The organism is Burkholderia sp. PR2 (assembly GCF_052372875.1).
GTDB lineage: Bacteria > Pseudomonadota > Gammaproteobacteria > Burkholderiales > Burkholderiaceae > Burkholderia > Burkholderia diffusa.
Genome location: NZ_JBQRWH010000004.1, coordinates 1,304,534 through 1,326,795, shown reverse-complemented (window position 1 = coordinate 1,326,795; position 22,262 = coordinate 1,304,534). Strand labels below are relative to the sequence as shown.

Here is a 22,262-nt window from a genome sequence, read left to right as displayed (position 1 = left end):
GCATCGCGCGAATGACCGGCCCCTACTCACGTTACTTGCAGCTCAGTGCCACCAGGCCGTTGATGTTGCCCGTCGTCGCGGCCGGGATGCCGTACGACACCACCAGATACGGTTGCTTCGCGTCCGGGCCCATGACCGTGCTCATCAGCGTCGATTTGGTTTTCGAGCTCAGCTCCGTCAGACCAATCGCAGAGCTTCCGACGAACGACTGGTTCTGGTCGCTACCGATCGAGTACTGCAGATTCAGCGTGTAGTTGATGGTCGGATTACCGAAGGTATCGGTACCGCTCGTCAGCGTCGCCGTGGCGCCATTCAGCGAACCCGGCGCCGTATTGCCGTCCGTCGACGTCGGACGCGTTGCGAAGGCCAGCGAGCATTGCATTTGCACGGGCGACGTCGTGTCGATCGCAACCGGCACACCGATTGCCCATACTTGCCCCTGGTTGGTGTTGTACGTCGCGCCTGCCGAATCGGCGCCATCCGCCCAGCGACCGATGGCGATGTCGCCATTGCCGGCGATGTCCGTCACGATGCCTTTGGTCAGGGTCTTGATCGTGCCCGAGGAGTCGTACGGAATCGCGACATAGGCACCCGGCGCCTGCTCCTTGAGCGACGCGGTCGGCTGGGACAGGGCTCTGAGCGTGTAATTCCCGTTCGGCATCTGTCCACCGTTCCACGATGCAGGCGGCATCAGAATGCGGACTGTCGAAACCTGGCTCGAGATCGATTGGGATTGCCCTTCCACGCGAATCCCCGTCGAAGACGACGCACTACCCGACGGCGCTCCGTTCGACGACGCGCCACTCGATGCCGCGCTGCCACCGCTACCACCGTCGTCACCACCGCCACATGCGCTCAGGCCAAGCGCTGCCACCACCGCAAACGTTGCCGTCGCAGCTTGCAAAAGCCGACGCTTCTCGTACAGGTGCTGCATGGTTCTTCCTTCTTCTGATTGACGATCAACAAGACACCGAGTCGAGATCGACACCCCGCTCGGTCCACCCCAGCAACGCTTAGAACAACGTGCTGACCTGGAACAGCAACGTCGGCGAACTCGTCTTGAAGCCCTGCGGCTTCGACAACGGGAACCCAAGCGACACGTCGTAATTCAGTGCGGCACCGAGCACGTTCTTCGGGGCGAGATTGCCGCGCACACCGACGACGGCGCCGACCAGTGTTTCGCCGAGCAGGTACTGTGCAGCGGGCCCTCGCACGCGCCCGGCATCGACGCCGGCATAGAGCGCCTGCGTACCGACAGGCGTCGGCACGTACCAGTCGAGTTCGTTGGAGACAACCCAGCCGCTCTCGGAAGCCAGCGTCAGTTGCTGATCGAAGCCGCGTACGGCGTAACGCGTGCCGATCGTGAAATAGTCGGAAGGGGTCAGTGGTGTACGTGCGTTCTGCATGTTCCAGCCGAACTGGTACGAGAACGTCTGACTGCCGATCTTGAAAGGGACTTGAGCGCTGAGGCTTGCCAGTTCGATCTGCGTCTTGCCGTCGAAGTCGGGGGCCCCGACCACCGTGCCCGAATTGCTGGACAGGCCCGGCAGCGATGCGCGCCAGGCGAATGAGCCGTCGAGCACCACATCGCCGATGTACTGGCGATGCGCGACACCCAGTTCGTAACCGATGATGTCGCGGTGCTGCACCGGAATATCGACACCGTCGATCGAGTTACGGCTGATCTTGTGGAACAGGTTGCCGTGAATTTCGGTACGCGCATGCGCGTTCCGATAGATCACGCCGGACAGCCCGGCCTGGAGTTGAGACTGGACACCGCTGTATTCGATCGGCTCGCCAAAACCCGCGACCGTCTGCTTGTACCGCGAGCGGCTCGCGTTCAGCGTCAGCATCGCGTAACCGATCGGCACGCTGTAGTTCGCGGAGACAGACTGGTTACCCTTCTCGGATGCGCCAATGTTTGCGTTCGTCGTGCCCGCGATCTGCAGTTGGTCGTACAAGTGAAACGGGGAATCGAACGTGAACGAGCCGGACAGCTCGTACTTGCCGGTCGAATCGAGACCCGCGTTGTCCGCGCCGATGACGGCATGCCAGCGCTTGCCGGTGCCGGGATGAAATACCAGCTCCGAGTCCCCCGGATTCACGCCGGGCGCGATGTCGAATGTTGCATCGGACTGCGACTGAAGCCGGCGCACGTTCTCGAGCCCCTGGTCGATGTCGCGCTGATTCAACAAGGCACCGGCTGATGTCGGCAATGCCGCACGCGTCCAGCCAATCATCGGTTTGTCGGCGCGGATGTCGCTGATACGCCCCGGAACCACGCGAAGCGTCAACGTTCCGGATTGCAGCGATTGCGTCGGCACGAGCACGCGTGACGTCACGTAGCCACGGTCGATCAATGCGTTATTAGCGGCGTCCTGAATCTGCTTGAGTGCGGTCTTGCCGACGCACTGGCCGACGACCGGTTGCAGAAAACGCGCAAGCCACGCGAACGCATTGTCTTCCAATGCGATTGCGTTGATCGGAAAGCACGGGTTATCGAGCGGCAAGCTTTCGACGCCAGTCGTCGATGCCTTCTCGCCCGTCGGTGTCAGGACTGTCGGACGAGGATTCAATTCCTTCGTCGCGTCCAACTGCTGTTGTTGCAAACGCTGGATTTGCGGGCCAGACGTGATCTCGGACGGCGGAACGCCTTGCGCGAATGCAGAAACACTCGCCAACGCCGAAATCAACGCTGCCGAAGTTTCTCGTTTCTTCACTTGTTAGCGGCGTAATGATTGGTCTCTCGCGCCGCAATTTATCAAAACACTCGAAAGCAGATTGTCAGAAATTGCAATGCCGCACCGATATGCCCAGCCGTGAGCGCTCGCCCGCCGTTGCTGCACGATCCGCGATCACGGCATATTCAAATCAAATACGCGCAATCCAATCCCTCTAAAAACAAAAATTTGACACTTCGAAAAGGTTATCCAATAGAAAATCGCGCATCAAAAATAGAGCAATTCTCCAAGAGACCATCAGGCAAAAGGGGGTGCTACCACTCCCATATCAACTCAATAAATATCGATTTATTTCGACAGCTCGCACGTCAGCAAGGAGCGCCAGACACATCTCCGTGGAAGAGCCCTGCGAGATTTCATCGTTCTTCCGAAGATCTACAACAAAGCCACGCCGGCTATTGAGATAGGAAAAATCAAAATCTAGCCAATTGACATTTCTCGCCGCCGTTAATCCACTGATCATCGACTAGTAGCGGTAGACGCCCGTGCGATGGCGCATGTCTCCAATTTGCAACAGGACTTTCGCCAGGCGCCATGCTCGCCTCCGGAAGGCAGAATTTTTAAATCACATATCACCGTCCTGAGCCCGGCCAGCTACGGCCGCTCCGTCGAGCATTTCCTCATCGGCGCACATCGCTCAGGCGTTTCCGTGATCTCTGATCCCCTTACCTTTGTGCTGATCGGGCTGGGCCTCGCGCTCGTCGCGATGTTCGCGACGGGCTTCTACTGGCTCGCCGGCCGACATGCCCTCATCCGCCCGTCGTTCCCCCGCCGGCGCGCAGCAACAGCGTTGCGGGAGCCACGGGCGGTACAGCCGCCGCGTTCGCGGGTACAAAGACCGACGAGGTCGTCGGCTCGATCGCCGGCCAGATCGACACCGTGTTCGGTGGCCTCGCCGGCGCAGTAATCGCCGGGCTAGTCGGCAGCGTCGCAGGCTGCGCCGCCGGTTCCGCTGTCGGTGGCGCAATCGATGACAACATGCTGGACACTCACCACTGTCTCGCGTGCGGCCAGCCAGTCACATGGATTGGTCACGATCCGAGTTGACTACAAACACCTACGTGCTGCCTATACGAGCATGCCGACAGAGGATGGGGAATTTGAAAATATCAGCTAACACGCTGATTTCACTGGCCCGCCCTACACGATTCGAACGTGTGACCTACGGCTTAGAAGGCCGTTGCTCTATCCAACTGAGCTAAGGGCGGTCGAGGGGAAAAGACACGGCCACACAACCCGGGCCGCATTTGACGCGAAAGGCTTCGAGCACAACACGGCACAAACCGGACTCTAAGCCCCGAAACGAAACGGGCCCGGCATGGAGCCGAGCCCGAAATTATACCCGATCATCGCGTCATATCATGCGCGACGCGCAACCGGCACCGCAACCGTCAAACCGGCTGCGGATGCAGCATGAACCACCCGAGGCAAAACACTCCGGCAATCACGCAATACACGCCGAACGACGCCAGCCGCCCGCGCCCTTCGAAATAGCGCATCAAGAACCGCACGCTCAGATAAGCGGCGATCGCCGTCAGCACGCCACCGAGCAGCGCGTCCGCGAGCTGGTCGCGTGCATGGAACAGCTTCGGCAGTTCCAGCACGCCCGCCGCAAAAATGATCGGCGTGCCGAGCAGGAACGAAAACTCCGCCGCCTTTTCCGCCGTCAGCCCCGCCGCGTTACCGGCGATCATCGTCAGCCCGCTGCGCGAAAAACCCGGGATCAGCGCGCCGATCTGCGCGAGGCCCACGAAGAACGCCTGCTTGAACGTCATCTTCTCGGGCGGCTGGTGTGCACGGCTGCGCTGGATCCGATCGCCGACCCACAGCAGCACGCCGTTGATGATCAGGGCGATCGCGACGATCCGCAGGTCATGGAACACGCGCTCGATGCGCTTCTCGAGCAGCAGGCCGACGATCCCGGTCGGGATCGTGCCGATGATCAGCGCCCACATCAGGTGCCCGTCGTCGTTCTTGCGGCCGCCGAGCTGCGCGAAGAAGCCGCTGATCAGCGCGATCCAGCGTGCGCGGAAGTACCACAGCAGTGCGAGCGCGGTGCCGAGGTGCAGCGCGACGAGGAACGGCAGCAACTGCGGTGCGTGCTTGTCGATGTGCATGCCGAACAGTGCGGGCACGAGCAGCGTGTGGCCGAGACTGCTGACGGGGAAGAGTTCGGTGACGCCCTGCAGGACGCTCAGGAATATCAGAAACCAGAGACTCACGCGTCGGTCCTTTTAGTGATGATCAATCGGGTAGAAAAGCGGACGACGCATCGCGCGTCCGAAAAAACGCGCCCCGATTATGCCCAGCCAGGATTACTGCGCCAAGGCATTTGGCCGGTTATTGCGGCAATGCACACAAACGCTTGCAACTTGTAAGCACTCAGAAAGCAAAAAGCCCGCCATTTGCATGGCGGGCCTTTCGATTCCGGCAGAAATTGCCGTCAGCGGCCGAGCTGATAGAAAAACAATACCGTGCTGCCGGTAAACATGCCGAACAGTGCGATACCCATTGCCATTGCCAGATCCATGGCCCCCTCCACGAAGTGTCATGACCCGGCAACATCACCGGTTTAACGCCATTATCCAGACCGTCGGCAGTCTGAAAAACTCGCGATTTCCCCGAGAAGGGTTTTCCCCGACCGCCTCGCGGCCCGATAATGGAGCGCACCATCGCGCACCCGTCCACCCGTTCATACCGATTCGCCATGCCGATCTTCCAGCAGCACGACATTCATGAACTTCACGCCGGCCCGTCGCTCGTCCGGGTCGCCCCGCAATTCGGCGGCCGCCTGCTGTCGTGGCACGTCGACAACGAGCCAGTCATCTTCTGGCCGGAAGCCGCCGACTGGAGCAACCTCGCGCGCGTGCGCGGCGGCAATCCCCTGCTGTTCCCGTTCCTCGGCCGCCATCGCGTCGACGGCGAACTGGGCCGCTGGCGCGATGCCGCCGGCGTGGTCCGCGACCTGCCGATGCATGGTTTCGCGCGCGACCTCCCGTTCGCGGCACAACCGTCGGCCGACGGCGCCGCGCTGTCGATGACGCTCGATGCGAACGACGCGCTGCGCGACAGCTACCCGTTCGATTTCCGGTTCGAGACGACCTACCGGCTCGCCGATGCCCACACGCTCGACGTCGCGCTCACCACGACCAATCGCGGCGACACGCCGCTGCCCTACTACGCGGGCCACCATTTTTACTTCGCGCTGCCGCACGGCGAGCGCGCGCAAACCACGCTCGAGCTGCCGCCGACGCGCCGCTGCATGCAGCGCGCCGACGGCTCGATCAGCCCGCTCGAGCCCGGCGAGGCATCGTACAGCCTCGGCGATCCGGACATTCTCGACCGCTTCCACTGCCTCGACGGCGCGCCGTCCGAGCCGGTGCGCATCGTGATGCCGGGCCGCCGCCGCACGATCGAGATCGCGCTCGACGTCCCGGGCTCGATCCCGTGGTACGCGGTCACGACCTGGACGGAAAAGCCGGAATCGGACTTCTACTGCGTCGAGCCGTGGCTCGGCCTGCCGGACGCGATCCACAACGGCCTTGGGCTGCGCACGCTCGCACCCGGCGCGACCGAAACGGCATCGCTGCGGATTCGCGTGCTGCCGCTCGCCGGCTGACGTCGGCCGCACGGGCGAACCGGTGCGCGCCGGCCGCGCCCGCGGCCCGAAACTGCGGTGCTCGGGTCGAACCCGTTAAAATCGGACGTTTTGTATCGCCTGCCGCATCGCGCGCGGCGGGGTTTTGCGAGGTTCAATGTTCGGAACAACAACGAAGCGGCTCTTCGCGGCCGCCTGCGCCGCACTGCTCGTCGCGTGTGGCTCCGCACCCGTCGGCCCGGGTTACTACCGCGTCGAGCGCGGCGACACGCTCTACAAGATCGCGCGCGAGAATCGCACGTCGATGGCGAACATCGTGCGCTGGAACCAGATCACGAATCCCGACGCGATCGAGGTCGGCCAGGTGCTGCGCGTCGCGCCGCCGCCCGGCACGACGGCCGCATCGACCACCGGCACCGGCAGTGCGGGCCGCAGCCGCCCCGCGCCTTCGGCGCCGGTCGAATCGGCCGTCAAGCCGGCCACCAGCATCGCGCTGATCTGGCCGGCCGCCGGCAACGTGGTGCGCAGCTTCGACGGCTCGAAATCCAAGGGCATCGATATCGCCAACGCCACGGGCACGCCGGTGCTGGCCGCCGCACCGGGCACCGTCGTCTACGCGGGCAACGGATTGCGCGGCTACGGCAACTTGATCATCCTCAAGCACAATGCCGACTACCTGACGGCCTACGCGCACAACCGTGCGCTGCTCGTGAAGGAAGGTCAGTCGGTCACGCAGGGGCAAACGATCGCGGAGATGGGCAACAGCGACAGCGATCGCGTCGCGCTGCACTTCGAGCTGCGCTACGGCGGCCGCTCGATCGATCCGGCGCGCTACCTGCCCGCGCGCTGAGCACACCGCCGCCGAAGGAGGACGACACGCGATGCCGGCATGCATCGCATGTCGTCGCGAGGGAGATCGGTAAGGTTGTGTCAGCGCTTGCGCAGACGGCCGGTGAACCGGCCCGACAACGGATCGACGCGGCTGGCAAACGCCACCAGCGCACCGATTCCGAACAGGCTGAACCCCGCAGCTATCAGAAGCAAATCCATGGTCTCATCACTGTTTTGTCATGATCTTATGCGTCATGGCGGAATCGTGCACTGAGCCGCCCCCGTTGGACGAGTCCGCACATTCCCTATCCATCAGGCGCCATTGTGATTTCGGTCGCGTGAAATGCCGATGTAATCTATCGACCAATGCCGACGATCGACGCCAAGGAGACACACGATGCTACCCGCCGCCGACCGCTACGACGACCTGCTCTCCCGCTTCGCGTGGGACGTTCCGGCCCGTTACAACATTGGCGTGGACGTCTGCGACAAGTGGGCCGACGGCAGCGGACGGCTCGCGCTGATTCACGAAACGACGCAAGGCGACGTGTCCCACCTCACGTTCGACGACCTGAGGAATGCTTCTAACCGGCTCGCGAACAGCTTTGCGCGTGCGGGATTGCAACGCGGCGACCGGATCGCCATCTTCCTCGCGCAGGGCCCCGAAACCGCGATCACCCATCTCGCCGCGTACAAACTCGGCGCGATCGCGGTGCCGCTGTTCACGCTGTTCGGCGCCGACGCGCTCGAATACCGGCTCTCGAACAGCGAAGCCGCCGCGCTCGTCACCGACGCGGCCGGTTACGCGAAGATCGCGCCGCTGCGCGCGCAACTGCCGGCGCTGCGCACGTGCTACTGCATCGGCGACGATGCGCCCGATGCGCCCGGCGTGCTGCGATTCGACGCCGCACTCGCCGCCGAATCGCCGGATTTCGTGCCGGCGGACACCGCCGCCGACGACCCGGCGGTAATCATCTACACGTCCGGGACGACCGGGAAGCCGAAAGGCGCACTCCATGCGCATCGCGTGCTGCTGGGCCACCTGCCGGGCGTCGAGATGTCGCAGCAATGCTTTCCGCGGGACGCGCGCCTGTTCTGGACACCCGCCGACTGGGCGTGGATCGGCGGGCTCCTCGACGTGCTGCTGCCGTCATGGCACCACGGCGTGCCCGTACTCGCGCGCCGCTTCGAGAAGTTCGACGGCGAAGCCGCGTTCGCGCTGATGGCGCGGCACGGCGTGACCCATGCGTTCCTGCCGCCGACCGCGTTGAAGCTGATGCGCGCGGTGCCCGCGCCGCGCGAGCGCCATGCGCTGGCGCTGAAATCGGTCGCGAGCGGCGGAGAATCGCTCGGCACCGAACTGACCGCCTGGGGACGCGACGCGCTCGGCGTGACGATCAACGAGTTCTACGGACAGACCGAATGCAACATGGTGCTGTCGTCATGCGCGGCGCTGTTCGACGCGCAGCCCGGTGCGATCGGCAAGGCCGTGCCCGGCCATGCGGTCGCGATCGTCGACGAGCACGGCACGCCGCTCCCGCCCGGCGTCGAGGGGCGCATCGCGGTGCGTCGCCCCGACCCGGTGATGTTCCTCGAATACTGGCGCAATCCCGCCGCGACGCGCGACAAGTTCGCGGGCGACTACCTCCTCACCGGCGACACCGGCACCATCGATGACAACGGCTTCGTGCGATTCGTCGGCCGCGACGACGACGTGATCACGAGCGCCGGCTACCGGATCGGGCCGGGGCCGATTGAAGACTGCCTGCTCACGCACCCGGCGGTGCGGATGGCGGCCGTCGTCGGCGTGCCCGATCCGACGCGCACCGAGATCGTCAAGGCGTTCGTCGTGCTGAACCCCGGCCATGTCGGCGACGACGCGCTCGTGCAGGCACTGCAGGCCCACGTGCGAACGCGCCTGGCCGCGCACGAGTACCCGCGCGCGATCGCGTTCGTCGACAGCCTGCCGATGACGGCAACCGGCAAGATCGTGCGCCGCGCGCTGCGCGACGCATGAACCGGGCGCGTGCCGCCGCGCCGCGTGGCTGGCCGCGCGCCCGGATGGTTTATAGTGGCGCCCACGCAGTCTTTTCAGTACACGACCGATGTCCTCCGACCAACACGAATCCGCCGCGGGCGCGTCGCACAGCCCGCTCTACGCCAAACTCCTCGGCGAAACCGCCAAGATCGACTGGTGCGACCTCGAGCGCTTCTTCGCGCAGGGCAAGCTGCTGTCGGTCGCACACGATCTCGATCTCGTCAGCGTCGCGGAAGCGATCGCCGGCGACGACGCCGAACAGGTCACGCGCTGGCTGTCGTCCGGTCTCGTCGCGCGCATGCCCGCGGAAACCGCCGCCGACTTCGCGGCGCGCAATCCGGAGCTGTGGGCGGTAGTGGTGTCGCCGTGGGTCTGCGTGCAGGAACGCGCCTGACGCGTTCGCCATGTCCGAATCCGCATTACCGCACGGCGCCGGCACCGGGTCGGCCACCGTCTCGCACCGGCGCGTCCTCGCGCTCGCCTTCCCGATCGTCCTGGCGAACCTGACCCAGCCGATCCTCGGCGCGGTCGACACGGCCGTCGCCGGCCACCTCGACGGCGCGCAGTATCTCGGCGGCGTCGCGCTCGGCGGGCTGTTCTTCAACTTCGTGTTCTGGGGCTTCGGCTTCCTGCGCATGGGCACGACCGGCCTCGTCGCGCAGGCGCACGGCGCCGGCGACGCCGCCAGCATCCGGCTCAACGTGCTGCGCGCGCTGATCGTCGCGTTCGCGCTCGGCGCCGCCGTGCTCGCGCTGCAGGTGCCGCTGCTGTCGTTCGCGCTGACCGCGCTGGGCGGCAGCGACGCCGTCCGCGCGACGGCGCTGGCCTATGGCCACGCACGAATCTGGAGCGCGCCGTTCGCGCTCGCGAACTACGTCGTGCTCGGCTATCTGCTCGGCGTGCAGCGCGTGCGGCTCGCGCTCGTCGCGCAGGTCTTCATCAACGCGGTGAACATCGGCGCCGTGCTGCTGTACGTGTACGGCTTCGGCTGGGGTATCGCCGGGATCGGTGCGGCGACCGCGACCGCGGACGCGTGCGGCTTCGCGCTCGGCGCATGGATGCTATGGCAACTGCGCCCGCGCGGCCTTGCGCCGCTGGCCGCGGGTGCATTGGCGGATCGCGCGGCGCTCAAGCGGCTGATCGCGCTCAATCGCGACATCTTCCTTCGCACGCTGTGCCTGCTCGGCGCGTTCGGCTGGTTCGCGCACCTGGGCGCCAAACAGGGTGACGCGACGCTCGCGGCCAACGCATTGCTGCTGAATTTCCAGACCTTCATGGCGTACGGGCTCGACGGCTTCGCGCATGCGGCAGAGGCGCTCGTCGGCGCCGCAGCCGGCGCGCGCGACCGCGCCGCATTCCGGCGGGCCGTGCGGGTCACGCTGCTGTGGTCCGCGCTCGGCGCGCTGCTGTTCGCGCTCGTCTACTGGGCGGCCGGCGGCTGGATCGTCGCACGGCTGACCGACCAGGCCGGGATCCGCGCGGTCGCGCTGCAATACCTGCCGTGGGCGGCGATCTCGCCGATCGTGTCCGTATGGGGGTTCCTGCTCGACGGCGTGTTCATCGGCGCGACGCAGACGCAATCGCTGATGCGCGCGATGGTCGTGTCGTTCGCGATCTTCATTGCCGCGACGCTGGCGGCTGTCGGCCCGTTCGGCAATCACGGGCTGTGGTTCGCGCTGCTGCTGTTCATGGTGGCGCGCGGCGCGACGCTCGCGCGCTACCTGCCGGCGCTGACGCGGCGAATCGGCGCCGACGCACCCGCAGCCGGCACCTGACGGCCACTCAGGCCGGCCGGTTTCGTCATTGCGCGGATGCGGGTGCGGGTGCTGACGGCCCAGGCGCACCGAGCATCGACGGTGGCGTCATGTCGGTCGGCACGCCGTGGTAATCGGCCGGATCTTGCGGCGGGTGGCCGCGGCGGGCCTGGCGGGGATCGCCGGAACAGCCGGCGAGAACGGACGCGGCCAGCACGGCCAGCATGAAACGGGTCATCGATGAGGCTCCGGAAAACGGCGCGCCCATCGCGCGCCAGGACCGCGCCGAGTCTAGCGGAATTCCGGGTTAGGGGTTGTCCCGCGCATGTTCTACCATGTACCCATGGCGCTGTGCCGTTGAAAGGAGGCTGCCATGTCGTCTGAAGAAATCGCCGGCCTGATCGGTCTGTTCATCGGTCTGATGGTGCTCGTCGCCCTGTCCTATTTCGAGTCGCGCGAATACAAGCGCAGCCACGGCGGCGAAGGAATGATCCATCACTGGATGGCCGAACACCACCTGCTCGACTGGCGGCGCAAGCACTAGGCAAGCCCGCCCTGTCGTCCGGGCCGCCGCTTGCGCGGCCTGCTCCGAACGTGCGCCTGCGTGCACGGTGGGCAGCGCGTACCGCCCAAATTAACAGGGCCGGATAGAACAACTTCCTCGGAACGGTCAAACGCCGTCGCGCGGCAATCTGCCGTGCGACGGCGTTCGCTTGCGTGCGCGCCTGAGCAGCGCGCCGCGATCACATGGCTCAGCCCAGAAAGTGCCGGGCGTAGCGGGCATTGATGTCCGACAGCCGGAACAGCGTCAGGAAGTCCGCGCAGTTGAAGTCGGGATCCCACGCCGGCGCACCGCAAATCTTCGCACCGAGACGCAGGTAGCCCTTGATCAGCGGCGGCGGTGCGACGACGGTGCCCGTCTGCAGTTCGTCGACCGGCAGCGCCGTATGAGGGAACGCGCGGTATTCCGGCGCCGTCAGCGAGTTGGCCGGCAGCGACTGATACAGGTTCGCCGCATAGTGCCCGCCGTCGGCCATCGACACGCTCGCGCAGCCGAGCATCGTCTCGTAGCCGTTCTGCATCATGTACGCGCCGAGACCGCCCCAGAGCGCCATGATGACGGCGCCGCTGCGGTAGTCGCTGTGCACGCACGAGCGGCCGACCTCGACCATCTTGCCGCGCAGGTGCGTCAGGCGCGACAGGTCGAATTCGCCTTCGGCGTAGAGACGGCCGACACGCGCGGCCTGGTGCGGCGGCAGCACACGGTACGTGCCGACCACCTTCAGCGTGTCGAGATCGCGCACCAGCAGATGATCGCAATAGGCGTCGAACGGATCGACGTCGAGACCGGATGGACCGCTGACCTGCGCGCCCATCTCTTCGGCGAACACGGTGTAACGCAGGCGCTGGGCCTCGCGCAGTTCGTCTTCCGTGCGGGCCCAGGCGGCCCGCAGACGGAACTCGGATGTGACGGTTTCAGCAGCGCGCGGCAGGTGACGCCGTGACGTGTCGAGGGGAAGCGAGGCAAAGGGGAGCGTAGGCGTCGGCAGTTCTCGCATTAGGCTTTCCTGATCGTAAGGAATAGGACGACATGCCAGCCAATGTAGTAACCGGTCGTTACCGTTCTGTGGCACGACCGTGTCCTTTCAATGACGTGTCGCCGAATTGACTTTAGCAGAAAGCCTGCGAAACCGTATGATCAATGCCTTCGAACCCCTTCAGACAAGGTCTGGCGTCAATACCGCGCGCAGCACGGCCTGACGGCTGCCGTCGCGCGTGCGGCTCGCGAGCCACACGATACCGCCCTTCTTGACGCTCCAACTGTCGTCGTTGCCGGCGATCAGCTGCGCCGCGACGCTGCCGAGCGTCGGCTGGTGCCCGACGATCACGACCGTCGGCGCGATGCCGTCGGGCCACCCGGCGGCCGCCAGCACGTCGTCGACGCTGCCGCCCGGCGCGAGCGCATCGACGGTCCGGTACTGGTCGGTCAGCGCCTCGACGGTCTGCACGGTGCGCGCCGCCGGGCTGGCGAGGATCACGCTGCTCGACTCGAGCCGGCCACGCAGCCATTTGGCCATGGCCTGCGCTTCCTTGCGCCCGCGGGCCGTCAACTGGCGTGCGAGGTCGCTTGCCGCGTAGTCCTCGGCTTCGGCGTGGCGCCACAGGATCAGGTTCATCATGATGTCTCTCCAGGCTTCGACGAATGATCCGGCCGCACGCTCGCAGGCCGGACGATCACGCTTCGAATTGTCGCCAATCGTGAGCGTTTCGTGATGACGTGCGCCTTATGCAAAACGTGATTGACCCAGTTACCCATTAGACGATAGAATCTTTGGCTCGTCGGAGCGTAGCGCAGCCTGGTAGCGCATCTGATTTGGGATCAGAGGGTCGTAGGTTCGAATCCTATCGCTCCGACCAAAGGAATCAAGGGGTTACAAGCTGTTTGCTTGTAACCCCTTTTCTTTTTTGCTCCTCGCTACCGTTCCGTTACCGGAAAATGGATCGCACGATCCAAAGCGCTACGGACTTGCGTCGTACCTTATCGGACTTCGCACGTTTTACGCCCCGGTCAACGGCGGCCCGGTGTTCATCGCCATCGCTAATCTCTATCTATGCATTGGGGCGTTTTGGCGCTAAGGGTCGCTCTGTGGCTGATACGCCAACGCGTGCGCGCACTTCCCATCCTCTTCCTCTGTGTGGCGATCAACCTTAGTGGGAACACACGGGCTCTCGTCCAACTCCGCTCGCTAGGGCGCTTTGCGATGGTACGATGTAATCCGCAAAGGCGACGACCAGACCGGATTCGGGGAAGGCTTGGCCGGATGGCGCGGCTTACATAAGGACAAAACGCAGCATGCCAGTCAGTCAGCAGGTGACGCACAGCCTGAGTATCAAGAAGCTCAAGGGAATTTCATCGCTTGACGAGATTCGATTTGACGAAAAACCCCTTACGGCCATCTTGGGTCCGAACGGCTGCGGCAAGTGAACAATCTTGCACGCCTTGGCCTGCTGCTACAAGCCACCAGAGGGAGCGGATCAAGAGAACTGGCAATTCCGGGACTTCTTCACGCCCACAACGGACGCGACGTGGGCAGGAAGCTCCCTTGAAATGGTCCACTCTCACCGGGAGGGTGCCAATCAATTTCTCAACGTCAGAACTGAGTATCGCAAGAGCACCGACCGTTGGTCTCCGCGTTATGCGAATCGTCCGGAGCGTCACTTGCGCTTCATCGGCATTAAGTCTTGCGTGCCGCGCATCGAAGAAGAGAGCTATACGTCTGCGATCAACTACCAGACAGAAGCTCACGCTGATGCTGGCCTGATCATGGCCAAGATGGGGACGGTCTTCAATCGCGCCTACAACGAGTTGAATATTCATCGGGCTCATATGGGGCGTCGATATCCAGGTCTTGCTCTGGACGGCACCCGATACTCCGCACTCGCAATGGGCGCCGGTGAGCAGCGCGTGTTGGAAATTCTGTCGGCTGTATTCAACGCGCCTAGATACGGGCTCATCTTGATCGATGAAATCGACCTGCTGCTGCATACCGCCGCACTGACGCAGTTGATCGGCATCTTATTCCAGCGAGCACAGGAGAAATCGCTGCAGATCGTCTTCACCACCCACCGGGAAGCGATCCTTGAGCTGACGGACATGGTGAGCATTAAGCATATTCACACGGTAAAGACCGTGCCGCCGCCGACAGTGCCGCCCACGCCCGCGCAGACCAAGACCTACTGCTTCTCCAACACCAAGCCTGACGCGCTTCGGCGCCTGACCGGGCAACAGGATCGTCCCCTCGAGATTTTCGTCGAAGACGAGATGGCTCTCGCCATCGTCGAACACGAACTGTTCAGGCAGGGAATGAAGCGGGTTGCCAACATCACCCGCTACGGGGCAGCAACGAACTGCTTCACCTTGGCCGCTGGTCTTATCCTTTCCGGCGGACACGATGTGAACAGTCAGTTGTTCCTGCTCGATGGTGACCTGTACTTGACCCAGGAGCTTCAGCTCGAACGCGCCAACGCCGTACTGAGCGGCACGGAAGCACATGCGGCGGCACGCCGACAACGCTGCCTCCAAGGCATCAGAAAACTCTGCGCTCAAGCAGATGCCCCCCTTGCGCCAGAGGCCCAACTTCACAGGATGATCCGCAACTTGCCCCAGCAGCAAGATGAGGGGGCGAACGAAATCATCGATCTCGCAGGGGGAATCGAGGCCGTCGACGACACTCACTCGTTCATCGAGCTCATCGTGCAGACGCTCAATGTGCACCGACCTGTAGGCTTGAGCGCCATTGTCAACGTCGCGGCCCTGTCGCCGGTCTGGGATCTCTACGTTGCAGAACTGCGCGAGTGGCTCGTGGCTCGCCGACCAGGGCTCATTGAAGACGTGAGAGCGGCGGCGCCAGCTGCAGCCTGACAATGTTCAGCCGGGAAATAATGCAACTGCGGCGGCGTCGACCGGCAGCTTTCGGGCGGTTCATTTCGTCCATGCTCACTTCCGTTTTTTTGGGGGGGCCCGACCGCGCGAAGCAACGTGGAAATCAATCGTCCGGTTTCTGACCGCTGCGGGAAGCGCGCCGGTGGTGGTAAGCAATTCAAGTCCGGAGGATTGATTACCGTATAATATGATTTCCACGTTTGTTTACCGGTGAAAATCATGTCCCGCACGTTCCTCTACGCTCGCGTGTCCACGGCCGAGCAGACCGCCGACAACCAACTGCTGGAAGCCAGCAGCGCGGGTTTCGCCATTCAGCCGCGCCACACGGTCATGGAGACCATTTCCGGCAGCGTGCCAGCCGCCGAGCGCCCCGGCTTCTCGAAGCTGCTGGAACGGTTGGACGATGGCGATACGCTCGTCGTCACTAAGCTAGACCGGCTGGGCCGTAACACAACCGATGTGCTCGCGACGGTCGAGCGGCTGGCCGAGATGGGGGTCCACGTCCATTGCCTTGCGCTTAAGGGCGTCGATCTGATAAGCGCATCTGGAAAACTGCACATGACGGTCCTTGCGGCCGTTTCCCAGTTCGAGCGGGACCTGCTCATTGAGCGCACACATGCCGGACTGGCGCGCGCGAAAGCCGAGGGCAAGAAACTGGGCCGCAGAGACGCTCTAACGACGGAGCAAAAGACCGAGATTCTGCAGAAACTGTCGACAGGTGCCACCGCCCGAGGACTTGCGAAGGAATATGCGGTGTCGCACCCAACCATACTGAAAGTGGCCCAGCGCGGCTAGTTGGAATTGTATAGTTTGCGACATACCGATTTCCGCAATGGAATGCACGGAGGCACCCATATATGGAAGATAAGCCAGCAAGCGATCACGACTATTTTGTTGATGAAGCGGGGGCTGAAGCCTTCGACGAAGCCTTTCTGCGATTAGTATCTGAGCAGCATAAGAGAATCGTTGGTCAATACATGTCCGCTGAGAATTCGCTCCGTTTTCTCCACCGCGGTGGCTGGGTACACCCCGGCGCTCCGGAAGCGGTTGTCGGGCAACCTCGGCAACACTCTTCGATGGTCGAGACGCAGTTTCAAGATTTGGTGGATAACGACCTTGATGCTATTCATCGCAATATCCAAAGCCTTCTTGACTCAATGCATCGTCAGTTTGCCACCATGCTCTATTCGACAGTATCGTCTGCTTGTGAACAGACAGGCAACACAATCGATGCGCAAGCTGCGGGTTCGATAGAAAACGCATTCCTTGAAATGATAGAAAAAATTGAGTTGATTGCGAATCGAAACGGAGAGGTGGCGCTCCCTCAAATTCACGCGGGGCCGGAAGCTGTTTCTCGTATGACGAACGCTTTGAGCGCCGCCTCGCCCGAATTCAAGCAGCGCGTCGACGATATTTTGCTTCGAAAGAGAGAAGAGGCAGTCGCCCGGGAAATAGAACGTAAGGCCAAATTTGTCCGCTATGGGGACGATACGTGAGAATTTTGCTTTCGATTGGATGTAACGAATACGATCACGCTACTCACCTCAGCGGTGCCGAGGCAGACGCCCGGAGGATGTACGACGTACTCGTTCGCCCTGATGTCGGCGATTACGACGAAACGCGTTCCAAGCTGTTACTTTCGCCATCGGTGGATGCTGTCCGTCAGGCTCTACGTGAAATTCTCTTCTCGAACGGTAAAGTTGATACATTCACGTTTTTCTTCGCCGGGCATGGTGGGGTGCGAGCCGGAAGCTTCTACATGTGGATTCGGGATACTCAGTCGGACGCACAATCCATAACCGCCCTTTCTCTTTCTGACGTATTTCGAAGCATTAATGAGGCTGCGCCGACGCAAAGCAATATCATCATCGATGCATGTGAGAGTGGTGGATTGATTGCCGATCTTGGGGTCCTACTCAAGGCCGACATGCTTGGCGACGCTGGTACACCCGGCATTACGCTGGTGGCAACGTCTGCACAGAATCAGTTTTCGGGGGAAACTGATTTGGGCGGCTTCGGTACAAACGCGATTTTAGACTGCATAGAGGGTCGGGATTTCGTGCAAGACACGGCAAGCGTCCTAGACCTTGTTGAAATAGGAAGATGCGTTTCGAATCGACTCAGGGAAACGGACCAATCCCCAGTCGTATGGGGATTGAATCTTTACGGCCCTCCGAGATTTTGCCGTAATCCACGCTATGGGAAAGACCCCGCAAAACCACTGCGTGAGATCGTACAATCATGGCCGGGCAACGACATGGGCGCGGCTAGGGAGCGCTACGACGATCTTTGGCGTGCATATGCGTCGGTGAGTGACGAGTGGCACCCGAGGTCATTCGCCGATGTGGTGACGCGAGCCTTATCGCCGCTCACCTCAACTCCGGACTTGCTTGCTGGGTTTCTGGAGCGTTTTGGTGACGCTGTACTTGAGCGCGCTGAATATTCCGACGACGTGTTCAGGAAGGCGCAAGTGAGCGCAACGCTTGCAGTCTGTCTGCTGCCGCATCTCCAGTCTGAACTACCAGAGCGGGCGATAACACGTTTCTTGGAGACGACTGGAGACAAGCTGATTGCTGCCGGTTCGAAATTGTTGGATGATTTGACCAGTGATCGCTATGCGCTTCTCGCTAAACGAGGAGGAGGTCTTTCTGAACTTTTCTATCTGCCATTGCGAGTGGCAAAGGTGCTGGGTTGGACGGCGGCGTCACCGGGACTATACAAGATCGATGACCCTCGACGAACGACTGCCGATGCACTCTTCTCGGAACTCTTGCAGTTTCTACTTGAACATTACACAGGTTCGATAGTCACGATGAGCGACGCTCAAGCGCCTTATTGGGCCGTTGCGCTATCCCGTGCCGCGCATCTTCGCTTGGACGAGCAAGCCGACAAACTGGCGGGCCTGTTGTTCAATTCAATTGTCAACTGCCGAGGCCGTCTAGCGCGCTGCGATATTCCACCAGAGTCGACGCTCGATTACTTGCTTGCACGACGCGAAAACGAGTATTCCCAATTCTCCGATCTTATCGAGCGCCCCAATAAAACGTTGACGGTATTGATGAGGATCGCTCCAACGCTTTGCCTCAATGACGTTTTCGACCACGATTTATGGAAACTGGATGGCGTGCCTCTCACTGCGTATATCAACCCTATATTTTCCGAGTATGGTCAAGATATGATGAGCAGCGGGCAAAACTTGGTGTGGTCGATAGGCTACGACATTTTCCGTGTGGCCGATTTGAGCCGATTCTGGCCACGATCTGCTCTAACACCGTCAACAGACACTATAGCCGCAGCTACGATCTTGGCTTCATTTTTATACCCTGACCGAGTCCCATGGTTCTGCTTGGAGAGTCTACCCACAAGGGATGCTGGTACAAATTTGCGGTGTGACGACGAAGAATCCGACAATGGGTCGCCGGGTCGGCTGTCGGAGTCACGCTCGCCTTCGGTGCGGTAGGAGTGCCTGCGCGACCGTTGTCCCCATAACGTTTCATCTGCTCTGTATGATTAAACGGCGACCACCGCGCTCCCGGCGACCGATGGCGAAAGAGATGTTGTTACCTCTCGCGGCATCAGTCGCTCGCCGGAAATCCATCGAACATCACATGGCATTCCATACCCTCGTGACCGGCGAGGGCAACAGTTCGGCCGTGGCCCAGTTGTTCGGCGCTGTCTATGGTGCGTACTACGTTCACGAAGCGACCGTGGGGCGAACCGACCTGGATGTTTTTCGGCTTGCTGAAGCGGCACTTCATGATTGCGTCGTCCGCGGCAAGGCTGAAGGCAAATTCACGACTACGGCCGATGGCATGGCCGCGATCCACAAGGTGCTCATCTTCCGCGATGAACAATTGCTGAACCTCCCCGCCTACGTCATTGCCGACGCCCAAGCGCGGCTCAGTGAATTTGTGGCCAATGACTCGCTGTCGCCGATCGTGCCTGAGCGAAAACATCCACATCAATGATGTGCTCCACCTTTATTGAGCGAGTTAATCACTCTCCATTTGGGGCCACATGATATTGGAAACACACAAAAATCTGAGAAAGAGCGGTCCAACCGATAGCATCGAGAAGAAGGTCAAAAATCGTCACCGATCCGTTATTGTGCCAAACTTACTTTGGTATGATCTTTGCGCTATCGAACTACATTCCGCGACCTGCCTCTTTAATCGGCTGCGGCATCTGATCGAAGGCTTAATTTAATATATTTGTTATTTATTTGTAATTTTGTGTCGTGCCACATACGCAGTCCCGGCGTTTAGATGTCTAGCTAACGATCGGACGCGTCCTGCACGAAAACGGGGTGACTGCATGAGCGGGGAAGTTTTGCTGAAGGTTTTGCGCGGTGGCTACGCGCAGTTCGATCGCATCGTGAAACTTGACACGCCGCTCGGCGACGACTGGCTCACGCCACTGTACGTCAAGATCAACGCGCGGCTTGGGCGCAATTTCGAGGTGACTGTCGACGCTTCGTCCGTCATGGGCGACAAGATCAAGCTCAACGCCCTGATGCTGCAACCCGTCACGCTCTGGATTCGTCAGACTGACGGCGGCTATCTGCCAATCCATGGCTATGTGCAGCGGGCTCGCCGCCTTGGAAACGATGGAACCGTCTCGTATTTTCAGCTTCAGTTCTCTTCGTGGTTAAGCTTCCTCAAGCTCAGCAGCGATCGGCGCGACTGGCAGGAAGCCAGCGGCTGGCAAATTCTCACCGACGTCTTCGACAAACATCCGCAGGCTTCCGGCAACTATGGTCAGGAACTACGCACGGCGATGCGCTCGTATTCGCACCGCGTGCAGTGGGAAACCGACTGGAATTTTGTCCACCGGAGTCTGGAGGAAGTCGGCGTGTTTCCGCGCTTCGATTTCGCGAAGGACGGCAAGTCGCACAAGGTCGTCATGATGGACGACCTCTATTTTGGGCCGTCGCTACCCAACTCGGAGATGAAGTTCAGCCACGCGGGTACCGACGAGGATTTCGACGGACTTACCCAGTTGAGTGAACAGCAGGACGCTCAAAGTGCGACGCTGACGCTGGGCACCGTTGACTACAAGCGGCCTGACCTCGATAAACAGGCGAGCACGCCAGCGGCTGACCTGGATGAGTTACCCGGTCAAGGCGAAGACTATCTCTATACGGGCTCGCAGAGCTGGGCCGAATCCGATGCTGGACAGCAACAGGCCCGCATCCGCACCGAGGAATGGGCTTCGCGAGCAAAACGCTATTTCGCGATCGGAAGCCCCCGCTATGCATTACCCGGCTACTGGTTCAAGGTGTCGGGACACCCCCTCTTCGATGCATTGCCGGAGGAGGAGCGCGAGCTGTCGATCATCGCGAGCGACTGGTTGATCCAAAATAACTTGCCCGGCATAGATGCGCTCACGCGATTCCCGCGCAGCCTGCGCAGCGAGATCGAACAGGTCCATGCGACCGGAGCCGGTACGACCGTGAGCCACCGCGACGGCGGTATCGGATTTTTTCACGTCGAGATCGAAGCGCAACGCCGCAAGACGCCGTTCCGCAGCCCGTTCGAGCATGAGAAGCCGGAAATGCATTTGCAGACGGCGATTGTCGTAACCGATAGTGATGAGGAAATCGTCACAGACGACGGCAATCGTGTGCGGGTCCGGACGTCGAACAGTCGAAAGGATCGCAATACGAAGTCCACGTCGTGGATTCGCGCAGCGATGCCGGACGCAGGCTCGAAGCGCGGCGGTTACTTTCCGTTGCGCAAAGACGATCAGGTGCTCCTCGGATTCGTCAATGGCGACTGCGACCGGCCGGTGATCATCTCGCGACTGCACGGAGGCGCAACGATGCCGGTGTGGCACACGCACGGCCTGCTGTCCGGCTTCCGTTCTCGCGAATACGGCGGCGACGGCTTCAACCAGCTCGTCATGGACGACGCTACCGGGCAGAACCGGGTCCATCTTTACTCGTCGAGCTACAGTTCTCACCTGCATTTGGGTTACCTGATCGAACAATCCGATAACACGCGCGGCTCGTTCCTCGGCAACGGATTCGACCTGAAGTCCGGCGCGTACGGCGCGGTACGCGCTGAGCAGGGTCTCTATGTATCGACGCAGCCAGCCACCGCCCAGCCGCTGAACGTAACGGCCGCCACCGATCCGCTTGCCGGCGCGGAAGCCGTGCTTGAGACCGTGTCGAAGGCCAGTGAAACGAACCGCGCCGAAAGCCTTCAGGACGGTCAGGCTGCACTGAAGTCGTTCACCGACGCAACGCAGCGCACGGTTGCCGGTTCTGCCAGCGGCGGCCGTACAGCCGGCGGTGGCACGGGTAATGCGAACGGTTTTGCGAAGCCAGTGATGTTGCTGTCGAGTCCTGACGGCATCGCCGCGTCGACGCAGCAGTCGGTGCATGTCACGGCGAACCAGCACGCGAACGTCGTTGCAGGCAAGAACGTCAACTTGGCCGCCGGTAAAGCGTTACTGGTCAGTGTGCTCGACAAGATCAGCCTGTTCGCGCAAAACCTCGGCATCAAGATTTTCGCGGCAAAGGGGCCGGTAGACATTCAGGCGCAAAGCGGCTCGGCCTCGCTGGTGGGGCTGCAGGACGTGAAGATCGAAAGCGCGGACGGACGGCTGATTCTGACGGCCGCGAAGGAAGTGTGGATCGGCGCGGGCGGCTCATACATCAGCATCAAGGGCGGTCTGATCGAAAACGTGACGACCGGACAGATTCTGGAAAAATGCGGTAGTTGGGACAAGCCAAGTGGTGCGAGCGGGACGATTCGCGATCCATTGAAGGCGACGCCGGTATCGACCGACGGCGGCCGCGGCTCGCTTTTCTCCGGCTGATGCCAAGCCGGACAGCATCCGAGCAGCAAGAAAA

Annotated in this window: 19 protein-coding genes and 2 tRNA genes; 14 read left to right on the top strand and 7 right to left on the bottom strand. The window is 61.8% G+C overall.

The window, feature by feature from the left end:
- Positions 1 to 31 precede the first annotated feature (31 nt).
- From ACT2FV_RS23445 to ACT2FV_RS23430, 4 genes are all read right to left on the bottom strand, one after another.
- Positions 32 to 934: a hypothetical protein gene (locus tag ACT2FV_RS23445; RefSeq protein WP_444504904.1), complete on the bottom strand. Its 903-nt coding sequence runs from the start codon at positions 932 to 934 to the stop codon at positions 32 to 34.
- A 79-nt stretch (positions 935 to 1,013) separates the two neighbouring features.
- Positions 1,014 to 2,510 carry a ShlB/FhaC/HecB family hemolysin secretion/activation protein gene (locus tag ACT2FV_RS23440; protein WP_444504903.1) on the bottom strand — a complete coding sequence of 499 codons (1,497 nt, stop codon included), beginning with the start codon at positions 2,508 to 2,510 and terminating at the stop codon, positions 1,014 to 1,016.
- Between the two features lie 1,362 nt (positions 2,511 to 3,872).
- Positions 3,873 to 3,949, bottom strand: a tRNA-Arg gene (locus ACT2FV_RS23435).
- Positions 3,950 to 4,132: 183 nt separating this feature from the next.
- Positions 4,133 to 4,963: an undecaprenyl-diphosphate phosphatase gene (locus tag ACT2FV_RS23430; protein WP_059606402.1), complete on the bottom strand. Its 831-nt coding sequence runs from the start codon at positions 4,961 to 4,963 to the stop codon at positions 4,133 to 4,135.
- A 485-nt stretch (positions 4,964 to 5,448) separates the two neighbouring features.
- On the opposite strand from ACT2FV_RS23430, the gene ACT2FV_RS23425 reads away from it, so the two are divergent.
- The 5 genes from ACT2FV_RS23425 to ACT2FV_RS23405 all read left to right on the top strand — a co-directional run bounded on the left by ACT2FV_RS23425 (position 5,449) and on the right by ACT2FV_RS23405 (position 10,983).
- Positions 5,449 to 6,360 carry an aldose epimerase family protein gene (locus ACT2FV_RS23425; RefSeq protein WP_151047827.1) on the top strand — a complete coding sequence of 304 codons (912 nt, stop codon included), beginning with the start codon at positions 5,449 to 5,451 and terminating at the stop codon, positions 6,358 to 6,360.
- A gap of 136 nt (positions 6,361 to 6,496) precedes the next feature.
- Positions 6,497 to 7,189 (top strand): peptidoglycan DD-metalloendopeptidase family protein, encoded by a 693-nt coding sequence (locus ACT2FV_RS23420; RefSeq protein WP_444504902.1) that lies wholly within the window; start codon positions 6,497 to 6,499, stop codon positions 7,187 to 7,189.
- A gap of 378 nt (positions 7,190 to 7,567) precedes the next feature.
- The gene (locus ACT2FV_RS23415; protein ID WP_444504901.1) at positions 7,568 to 9,187 is read left to right on the top strand and encodes an acyl-CoA synthetase; all 1,620 of its coding nucleotides are present in this window, start codon (positions 7,568 to 7,570) and stop codon (positions 9,185 to 9,187) included.
- Positions 9,188 to 9,275: 88 nt separating this feature from the next.
- Positions 9,276 to 9,602, top strand: coding sequence for a DUF2288 domain-containing protein (locus ACT2FV_RS23410; RefSeq protein ID WP_444504900.1), 327 nt, complete (start codon positions 9,276 to 9,278; stop codon positions 9,600 to 9,602).
- 10 nt (positions 9,603 to 9,612) lie between these two features.
- Positions 9,613 to 10,983, top strand: a complete 1,371-nt coding sequence (locus ACT2FV_RS23405; RefSeq protein WP_444504899.1) for an MATE family efflux transporter — start codon at positions 9,613 to 9,615, stop codon at positions 10,981 to 10,983.
- Between the two features lie 25 nt (positions 10,984 to 11,008).
- Here the strand turns inward: ACT2FV_RS23405 and ACT2FV_RS23400 are convergent, their stop codons facing one another.
- Positions 11,009 to 11,200, bottom strand: coding sequence for a hypothetical protein (locus ACT2FV_RS23400; protein WP_444504898.1), 192 nt, complete (start codon positions 11,198 to 11,200; stop codon positions 11,009 to 11,011).
- A 135-nt stretch (positions 11,201 to 11,335) separates the two neighbouring features.
- On the opposite strand from ACT2FV_RS23400, the gene ACT2FV_RS23395 reads away from it, so the two are divergent.
- Positions 11,336 to 11,506 (top strand): hypothetical protein, encoded by a 171-nt coding sequence (locus ACT2FV_RS23395; protein ID WP_162840567.1) that lies wholly within the window; start codon positions 11,336 to 11,338, stop codon positions 11,504 to 11,506.
- A 208-nt stretch (positions 11,507 to 11,714) separates the two neighbouring features.
- Here the strand turns inward: ACT2FV_RS23395 and ACT2FV_RS23390 are convergent, their stop codons facing one another.
- Entirely contained in the window at positions 11,715 to 12,521 is an 807-nt protein-coding gene (locus ACT2FV_RS23390) for a GNAT family N-acetyltransferase (protein WP_059606381.1), read from the bottom strand.
- A 159-nt stretch (positions 12,522 to 12,680) separates the two neighbouring features.
- Positions 12,681 to 13,142 carry a phosphohistidine phosphatase SixA gene (gene sixA, locus ACT2FV_RS23385; RefSeq protein ID WP_444504897.1) on the bottom strand — a complete coding sequence of 154 codons (462 nt, stop codon included), beginning with the start codon at positions 13,140 to 13,142 and terminating at the stop codon, positions 12,681 to 12,683.
- Positions 13,143 to 13,303: 161 nt separating this feature from the next.
- Here sixA and ACT2FV_RS23380 point away from each other — a divergent pair.
- The 8 genes from ACT2FV_RS23380 to ACT2FV_RS23345 all read left to right on the top strand — a co-directional run bounded on the left by ACT2FV_RS23380 (position 13,304) and on the right by ACT2FV_RS23345 (position 22,228).
- A tRNA-Pro gene (locus ACT2FV_RS23380) sits at positions 13,304 to 13,380 on the top strand.
- A 436-nt stretch (positions 13,381 to 13,816) separates the two neighbouring features.
- Complete coding sequence (locus ACT2FV_RS23375; RefSeq protein ID WP_444504896.1) at positions 13,817 to 13,948, top strand: hypothetical protein; 132 nt, start codon at positions 13,817 to 13,819, stop codon at positions 13,946 to 13,948.
- A 234-nt stretch (positions 13,949 to 14,182) separates the two neighbouring features.
- The gene (locus tag ACT2FV_RS23370; RefSeq protein WP_444504895.1) at positions 14,183 to 15,385 is read left to right on the top strand and encodes an AAA family ATPase; all 1,203 of its coding nucleotides are present in this window, start codon (positions 14,183 to 14,185) and stop codon (positions 15,383 to 15,385) included.
- Positions 15,386 to 15,625: 240 nt separating this feature from the next.
- Complete coding sequence (locus ACT2FV_RS23365) at positions 15,626 to 16,201, top strand: recombinase family protein (RefSeq protein ID WP_444504894.1); 576 nt, start codon at positions 15,626 to 15,628, stop codon at positions 16,199 to 16,201.
- 62 nt (positions 16,202 to 16,263) lie between these two features.
- Positions 16,264 to 16,902: a hypothetical protein gene (locus tag ACT2FV_RS23360; protein ID WP_444504893.1), complete on the top strand. Its 639-nt coding sequence runs from the start codon at positions 16,264 to 16,266 to the stop codon at positions 16,900 to 16,902.
- Positions 16,899 to 18,866 (top strand): caspase family protein, encoded by a 1,968-nt coding sequence (locus ACT2FV_RS23355; protein WP_444504892.1) that lies wholly within the window; start codon positions 16,899 to 16,901, stop codon positions 18,864 to 18,866. The genes ACT2FV_RS23360 and ACT2FV_RS23355 overlap by 4 nt, the downstream gene beginning before the upstream one ends.
- 148 nt (positions 18,867 to 19,014) lie before the next feature.
- Complete coding sequence (locus tag ACT2FV_RS23350; protein WP_444504891.1) at positions 19,015 to 19,374, top strand: hypothetical protein; 360 nt, start codon at positions 19,015 to 19,017, stop codon at positions 19,372 to 19,374.
- A gap of 346 nt (positions 19,375 to 19,720) precedes the next feature.
- On the top strand, positions 19,721 to 22,228 hold the full coding sequence (locus ACT2FV_RS23345) for a type VI secretion system Vgr family protein (RefSeq protein ID WP_444504890.1): 2,508 nt from the start codon (positions 19,721 to 19,723) through the stop codon (positions 22,226 to 22,228).
- Positions 22,229 to 22,262 lie beyond the last annotated feature (34 nt).